The sequence below is a fragment of the Oleiphilus sp. HI0123 genome, assembly GCF_001635315.1.
Map to the genome: position 1 here is coordinate 1 of NZ_LWGE01001110.1, position 3,993 is coordinate 3,993.

General features: G+C 44.1%; 4 protein-coding genes. 3 read left to right on the plus strand and 1 reads right to left on the minus strand.

All coding sequences use genetic code 11. The annotated features are described in order from the left end of the window. Positions 1–1,651 (minus strand): ABC transporter ATP-binding protein (locus A3761_RS11185; protein WP_082870231.1); only part of this gene is annotated, 1,651 nt, incomplete at its 3' end. Positions 1,652–1,893: 242 nt separating this feature from the next. On the opposite strand from A3761_RS11185, the gene A3761_RS11190 reads away from it, so the two are divergent. From A3761_RS11190 to A3761_RS11200, 3 genes are all read left to right on the plus strand, one after another. Continuing rightward, positions 1,894–2,247 (plus strand): Hpt domain-containing protein, encoded by a 354-nt coding sequence (locus A3761_RS11190; RefSeq protein ID WP_068508113.1) that lies wholly within the window; start codon positions 1,894–1,896, stop codon positions 2,245–2,247. Between the two features lie 6 nt (positions 2,248–2,253). After that, on the plus strand, positions 2,254–3,582 hold the full coding sequence (locus A3761_RS11195; protein WP_156490750.1) for a YihY/virulence factor BrkB family protein: 1,329 nt from the start codon (positions 2,254–2,256) through the stop codon (positions 3,580–3,582). Between the two features lie 173 nt (positions 3,583–3,755). Further along, a partial coding sequence (locus A3761_RS11200) for a hypothetical protein (protein WP_156491800.1) occupies positions 3,756–3,993 on the plus strand: 238 nt, incomplete at its 3' end.

Sequence of the window (3,993 nt, forward strand, 5' to 3'; positions counted from 1 at the left end):
CTTCCATTAAGGTATATAAACTTTGTTGAATCGCAGCTTCGACTTCCGAATCCAAAGCAGACGTGGCTTCATCCAGAACAAGTATTGGGGCGTTCTTCAATAAGACTCGGGCAATCGCAATACGCTGACGCTGACCGCCAGAAAGCTTCACGCCACGCTCGCCTACATGAGCGTCATAGCCCTGTCGTCCGTCCAGGTCACTTAGTTCTTGAATGAATTCGTGAGCATGGGCTTGTTTGGCTGCACGGATCAGATCATCGTCAGAGGCTTCGGGATTTCCATAAAGGATGTTATCGCGCACAGAGCGGTGAAGCAGGGAAGTATCTTGGGTCACCATGCCGATATGCTCGCGCAGGCTCTCTTGTTTAATGTCAGCAATAGCTTGCCCGTCAATTCTGATGTTGCCCGAAGAAAGGTCGTAGAATCTAAGTAAGAGGTTTACCAGAGTTGACTTTCCAGCACCTGAGCGGCCAACCAGACCAATTTTTTCGCCAGCTTTTATATGCAAATCAAGCTCGCTGATAACCGGACGGCCAGATTCGTATTCAAACGAAATCCTCTGAAAATCAATATTACCATCGCTTAGTTCAAGCGCTTTGGCATTGTCTGAGTCAAGCACGGCTCGTTCTTTTGAAAGTGTGCTGATACCGTCTTGTACTGAACCGATATTCTCGAACAGGCTGGACACTTCCCACATAATCCATTGGGACATGCCATTGAGCCTGAGTGCTAGCGCAATCGCAACAGCTATGGCTCCAGTCGAAATGGTTTCGTTTATCCAAAGCCAGATTGAAAGAGATGAGATCGAGAATAACAGGAGGGAATTCAATACCCATACTGTCACATTGAGCCGGGTGACCAAGCGCATTTGAGGGTGAACGGTTTCAAGGAAGTCGCCCATTGTTCGTTTTGCATACTCTGCTTCACGCTGGCTATGAGAGAAGAGTTTCACTGTTTCAATGTTGGTGTAGCTGTCTACCACAGCTCCGACCATGCTGGAGCGCGCATCTGCCTGACGAGTAGAAATATCACGAAGTTTAGGGATGAAGTAATAAAGGCTGGAGCCATAGCAAAGTAGCCAAATTAAAAGAGGAATGCTTAATCTGGCATCACTCGCTGTGACGACGCTAGTCATACCTATGAAATAAATACTGACGTAGAGCAGTACATCGAGCAGCTTCATTACGGTTTCGCGAACCGAAAGCGCAGTCTGCATCACTTTGGTTGCTATGCGGCCAGCGAACTCATCTTGGTAAAAAGAAAAGCTTTGACCAAGCAAGTACCGATGAGCTAACCATCTAATTCGCATTGGATAGTTGCCCAACAAGGCTTGGTGAATAACGGTTGAGTGAAGCAAAACAGTAAGAGGAATGACGAAAAGAATCACTGCACCTAGAGCAATAAGGGTATTCCCTTCATCTTGCCAAAGTGTTTGAGGTGTTTTGTTCGACAGCCAGTCTACCAGCTGTCCGAGGAAACCAAACAGCGTAACTTCCATGATGGAAATTAAGGCAGTGAGCCCGCCCATGATAAAAAGTAAGGGGAATATTCCTTGTGTATAGTACACACAAAAGTCGAATAAACCCTTCGGTGGTTGTTCCGGATGCTCGGGAGGAAACGGCTCTACCAGCTTTTCAAAAAACTTATACATAAATAGTGGTGTTGGATCGGTATATTTGTATATGAAAACCAATAACTTACTTTAATATTGAGGCCATTTCTTTTATCGAGGTACGGGTGAAAGCCTGAAAGTCGTTATCGAGTATGTGTCTGTGATAATGTCTGCTAATCTTAAAAATAGAACAATGTATCAATGTAAGTTTCACAGCCTCAAGTATACCGCTTTTTTCGAGATATGGCTTTGTATCAATGAAGAATGGAGTTCAATAGACAATGAGTGATCAAACTAGCGAGAGCCAATGCATCGACATGGACAAGCTAACAGAAACTTTTATGAACAATATGGATATTGTTAAGCAGGTATTGTCCTCTTTCAAAGGTAGCTTTGTGACGTTTGAAGAAGAGTTTCTAAATGCTCAGCAGCAGGGCGATACAGAGTTAATGTCACGCCTTGCTCACGGCTTGAAAGGCAGTGCCGGGAATATCAGAGCGTCATCTCTATCGGCGAAGGCTGCTGATCTTCAGCATAAAATAGATCTAGGTGAAGCTCCGGGTTTACTTGCGGAAGAGGTAATCTCTGGCTTAGCTGCTTTGATTTGTGAGATTGATGCTGTCACGACAGGGTAGGTCATTTTGAAAAACTTGCTAGATCAATGGAAGGACGCTGAAGCCTGGCTTTTAGCCTCACCAAAGCCCTCAATGAATCCCCTTATGTCTTTGCTTCGGGACGCCCTTCGAATTCTTTATGTTGTGATCCGTGATATCGCTACCGGGCAAATAACGCTTCACGCAATGAGTCTTGTTTATACGACGATTCTTTCGATTGTCCCTATGCTGGCCTTGAGCTTTTCAGTTTTGAAAGCTTTCAATGTACAAGACCGTTTTACCCCGATGCTCTATAGCTTCCTTGAACCGATGGGGGCTAAAGGCATCGAAATACATAATAGTGTTTTGTCCTTCGTCGATAATATGAAGGTTGGTGTACTGGGCTTTCTTGGTTTTATTATATTGTTCTATACGGTTATCTCCCTAATCCAGAAGATAGAAAAGGCATTTAATACGATTTGGTTCGCACCGGAATTGCGTTCCTTGGGGCAGCGTTTCAGTAACTACCTGATCGTTGTGCTGGTTGGTCCAGTCTTGGTGGTTGCTGCTATTAGTCTAACCGCGTCAACAATGAATTCCAGCCTGGTTCAAAGTATCGCTTCAATTGAACCCTTTGGCACGGTGATCTTAATGATGACCAAACTGATGCCTTTCTTTATGATTATTCTGACATTTACCATGTTTTATATTCTAATGCCAAATACTCGAGTTAACTTTAAAAGTGCTTTGGTGGGCGGTGTCGTGGGTGGAAGTGCGTGGCAGGCTTCAAGCATTCTCTTTACGGCCTTCGTCGTAAATTCGTCTAAGTACGATGCGATCTATTCCGGTTTTGCCGTCGGTATTTTGTTACTGATTTGGTTGTACGTAAACTGGCTAATTTTACTGCTAGGGTCGAGTATTGCGTTTTATCACCAGCATGAAAGCCATATCACAAAGGCGCAGGAGTTAGATCCTTCTCCGGAGGTCAGCGAAAAAGTTGGGCTCGATATTATGGTGAATATTGCACGTAGGTTTGAGTCAACAGAAAGTCCGGTTCTTCAAGTAGATATCGAACATCTACATACGATCCCAGCGGTTGCGAGCCGAAAAATTATCGATAAGTTGATTTCAGGCGGCCTACTTATTGTTGCGGGTGAAAAGGCCGATATGTTAGTGCCAGGCCATTCCACAGATCAGATTAGTGTAGCTCAAATATTACAGGCTTTGAGAGGGCATGAAAGTATGTGGAAATATAAGCATATCAAGCTTTCACCAGAAGTTAGCGACATCGCAGATAAACTTCATCAAGACATCAATAAACGTTTCGATAATGTTTTGTTACGAGACTTAATCAAGGCGAAACAAATCAATAGTTGAATGAAGCCTTGTTTGAACTATCTTTAGGGCTAGCGTGCGAAAGCGACAAAAGCAAAAGAGAAAATTGGGGTGTTTAACTTGCCGGGTTGTTCCGTCTAATAATAACAGGTATGACAGACGAGTAGAAAGCGGTTAAATCGGATAGGTTGTGTGAATAGCGAAGGATAATGAGCATGAAGCAAAAAACGTTACAACGAACTAAATTGGCTAGAGGTGTCGCATTGGCGGTGCTTCTTGGCGGAGCAACAAGTGCAGTGGCAGGGTATCAGGGGTATCAGCCGGGAGCGTTGAAGGTTTTAGGGAAAACAACACACCCAAATACCTTACTGGCTATAGGAAACAACCCAGCATCTGGCGAATCACTTATAAATGACGAAGAAAATTTTAGAATGGGTTATTTCAGCTCATTTG